The following is a 3,445-nucleotide window of genomic DNA, read 5'->3' as shown; positions in this document are numbered from 1 at the left end:
CTCCCGGGGAGGCGGCCCCTCGACGCCGTTTCTCCCGGTGCGGCGGGCGCGGTACGGGGGTCGGCCCTTGGCACGGGGGACGCCGCCGAGGCCGAAGGAGGCGGGCACGGCCCCGGGGCCCGCGACGTCGACACCGAAGCTCGCGGCGCCGCCGACGGGGACGGCCGCGGTCCAGGACTCGCCGGTGGCCCGGACCCGCCGGCGTCGAAGCCGGTGGCGAGGTCGAGGTACTCGACGCCGCCGCCGTTGCCGCTCCAGGACCAGCCCGGGTAGCCGAGGTCCAGCCGTCGGGCGGTGGCCATGACGGCGTCCTCGTCGGGGTCGCCGTCACTGTGGGCGTCCCCGAACTCGCCGACGACGATGGGCAGTCGGCGGTCGACGAAGCTGCCCGGGTACTCCTCGACCTCGGCGGCGGTGTCGTACACGCCGTACAGGTGGAGGGAGAAGACGGTGTCGCGGTCGGGGTCGGCGGCGAAGACGGCGGGGTCACGAGAACGGGCTCCGGCTCCACTTCCGTGGAGCGGTGACGCCCCGTCACGGCTACGGACGAGGGCTGTGTGAGTGATCACGTCTCCCCTAGTCTGACGGGGCCTTGATCGTTTCGAGCCAGGGGTGGGGATCCGTATGGCAGCGCGCACGACCGGCGACACGAGACCGGGACGGGAGCGGTGGCTTTCGTCCCGCGGGGGAACGCGGCGGCTCCGCCCCCTGGTCGCGGCCGTTGCCGCGCTGGTCGTCGGCCTCACCGCGGGCTGCTCCGCCTCAGGGGGCTCGATGCGCGTTGTCTGGGATGCGCCGGTCGACGACAAGGCCCGGGACCACGGCAACGGTGCCTGGCTCGTCGACGACACGCTCGTCCGCAGCCGGTACGACGCCGTCACCGCCTTCGACGCCCGGTCGGGCGACCGGCGCTGGGAGTACGCACCGCCCGGTCAGGACCATGTGTGCGCGGTCTCGCGTCGTACGGCCGGTTCCGTCGTCCTGCTGGCACGGGGGGACCGTGGTCCGGGCGGTCAGGGCTGTGCGACCGTCGCCGCGCTGGACCTCACGACCGGCCGTGAGCTGTGGCACGTACGACGCGCCCCGGCCGACCTCACGGAGTCGCTCACCGACATGGTCGCCGCCGGGGGCGGGCTCGCCGTACTGCGGGACGGCGATGACCGATGGGTCCTCAAAACGGTCCGGCCTGCTGTTCAAGGATCGGAGGCCCTGCGCGCTTTCGACCTGCTGACAGGCGCCCCACGCTGGAAGGCGGCAGTCCCGGCGGGCTGTGTGCCCGAGCGGGTCGCCGCCGGCGAGCGGCAGGTCCTCGCGGTGCTCACCTGCGGCCGCACCGAACTGCGGCTGGCCGCGTTCGACAAGGCCGACGGGAAGGCCCGATGGTCCGCGCCGCTCGGCGGCCGCCCGACTCCGGGCACGGACGCGGAGGTGACGCTGCTGTCGACCGATCCCGTGGTCGTGCAGGTCGGCGGGACCGTGCAGGGCGGCCGGCCGGGCGCCTACCTCGCCTTCGACGAGGACGGGACGTCCCTGAGCCGGATCGAGTCCACCGCTGGTCACGGCACGAGCCAGTCGCGCAGGCCCGGGGTTGTGGCGGTCGCGGACGGGCGGCTCTACATCGCCGCCGAGACCAAGCGCGGTAAGGAGTACGTGAACCGGGTGGTCGCCTTCGACCTTCTGGAGGGCACCGAAGTATGGCGGCGCGACCTGGCCTCCGGACGTGGCTTCCTCGCACTCGAAGCGGCCGGCGGCCGAGTGACCGCCCTCGTCCGCATGCTCGCGCGCAGGCGTGACGACACGGACGAACTGCTGGTCCTCGACGCGGCCACCGGCAACGAACAGGACACCGGGACCGACACCGACCACAAGGCGGGCGAACTCGCGGACCTGCTCATCCACGAGGACCTGGTGGTCGTCGTGCGATGGGGCGGGGGCGTGCGGCCCTTCTCGGTGTACGAGCCCGCATGACGTCGGGGACATCGGGCCGCAAGGACGCGCCGAGAGAGCAGTTCCCCTGCGGCACGGCCGCATGACCCCACCACAGAAGCTGGACCAGAACCCGAGAAGGGTCTGGCTCAACTTCCGTGAAACCACGCTGCCCGGGCTTGCGCCAACCTCTGGACGAGCCTTTGACCCGCAGGTTCACCAGGGCCGTCGACCTCGGCCACCGAGGATGGGTTCGGCTTCACGGAAGTTGTGCCGGAACCCGTTCTTCGTGAACGAAGCCGGAGGGCCTTGATGTCGGCGAGGGACTGCCCGGCACGGTCGGCGTACCAGGTGTGGGCGTGGTTGACGCCGCGGAGGACGAAGTCCTTGCCGATGGCGGCGACGAGCCGCCCGTCCACGACGCAGAACCCGTCGGAGCGGTCGGCGGCCTCCGCGGCGACGGGGCCCGAGGTGATCGTGGCGGCGAGGGCGAGCGGCGTCGCCGCCGAGAGGACCCGTGTCCTGTTCACGCGGCGCTCCCCACTCGGTGCCGCGCCCGCCCGGGGAGGGGAACGGCGCGGGCGTGCCCGACATGGAGTGAGATCGCGGCCGATCGTCGTCGGACGCCCCGGGCGGGCCCGTGGGTGCGGGGCGGACCGTCACCGGGCCCCACTGCCCGGTGTGGTGACGCGGCTCTGTACCGGGCAGTGGGGATTGACCGCAGGAGCGGTTCAGGTCATCGCCTTCGTCTGTCGGCGAATTCCCTGTCGTACCCTGGCGGCGGAATTGAGGCTAGGTGCCGTGATGGCCGATAACAAGAGACGGAACATAACCGGTTAAGTTTAGTACTGGTTTCGTTGTCGCCGAAAAGGGTCAGGCGATGCGGTCCGCGGTGCCCGTCGTGGCGCGGAAGGCCGTACCGGCGCCCTCCACCGCGACTTCGGCGCCCGCGGGTACGAACACGGCCCGGCCGGGGCCGATGCCGATGCTCTCCCCGGACGAGGAGACCACCACGGTTCCGGCGACGCAGAGGACGATCTGCGGGGCGTCCAGCGTCACGCGCCGCCGCGGCTCGCCGGCGCGAAGGAGGTACCGCGACAGACGGAAGTCGTCCACCGGCGCCGGGTACACCCCCTCCCCCTCCTCCTCACGGGGGGTCAGGACACGGGTCGGCGGCGCGTCGAAGCGGACGACCCGGGCCAGCTCCTCCGTGTCCACGTGCTTGGACGTCAGCCCGCACCGCAGGACGTTGTCGGAGCTCGCCATGATCTCCACCCCGAGCCCGGAGAGGTACGCGTGCGGAACCCCGGCCCCGAGGAACAGCGCCTCACCGGGACTCAGCTCGACGTACCGGAGCATCAGCGCGGACAACAGCCCGGCATCGCCCGGCCGGGCGCGTGCGATGCGGTCGTAGGCGTCGACGTGGGCCTCCCCCCGAGGCGGGGCCGGGCTCTCCGTCGAGGCGGGGCTCTCGGCCGAGTCCGGGCCCGTCGCCGAGGCACTGGCCGTGGCCGCGGCC

3 protein-coding genes and 1 pseudogene are annotated in these 3,445 nt (G+C 72.8%); 1 reads left to right on the top strand and 3 read right to left on the bottom strand.

Features of this window, described 5'->3' with window-relative positions; translation table 11 throughout:
- The coding region (locus ACFQ8C_RS36795) for a cellulase family glycosylhydrolase (RefSeq protein WP_383466285.1) at positions 1 to 569 on the bottom strand (569 nt) is incomplete at its 3' end.
- A 205-nt stretch (positions 570 to 774) separates the two neighbouring features.
- On the opposite strand from ACFQ8C_RS36795, the gene ACFQ8C_RS36790 reads away from it, so the two are divergent.
- Positions 775 to 1,968 carry a PQQ-binding-like beta-propeller repeat protein gene (locus ACFQ8C_RS36790; protein WP_383466283.1) on the top strand — a complete coding sequence of 398 codons (1,194 nt, stop codon included), beginning with the start codon at positions 775 to 777 and terminating at the stop codon, positions 1,966 to 1,968.
- Positions 1,969 to 2,075: 107 nt separating this feature from the next.
- On the opposite strand, the gene ACFQ8C_RS36785 is transcribed toward ACFQ8C_RS36790, so the two are convergent.
- Positions 2,076 to 2,456 (bottom strand): hypothetical protein, encoded by a 381-nt coding sequence (locus tag ACFQ8C_RS36785; protein WP_383466282.1) that lies wholly within the window; start codon positions 2,454 to 2,456, stop codon positions 2,076 to 2,078.
- 343 nt (positions 2,457 to 2,799) lie between these two features.
- A pseudogene (locus ACFQ8C_RS36780) lies at positions 2,800 to 3,445 on the bottom strand (mannose-6-phosphate isomerase, class I); the annotation flags it as partial.

This window comes from Streptomyces sp. NPDC056503 (assembly GCF_042794995.1).
Classification (GTDB): Bacteria; Actinomycetota; Actinomycetes; order Streptomycetales; family Streptomycetaceae; genus Streptomyces.
The sequence above is the reverse complement of the archived record's forward strand: the minus strand, read 5'-3'. Positions and strand labels throughout refer to the sequence as shown.

Excerpts from the sequence above, each read along its gene's own strand:
- ACFQ8C_RS36790 (WP_383466283.1), top strand. The coding sequence starts at position 775 with ATGCGCGTTGTCTGGGATGCGCCGGTCGACGACAAGGCCCGGGACCAC.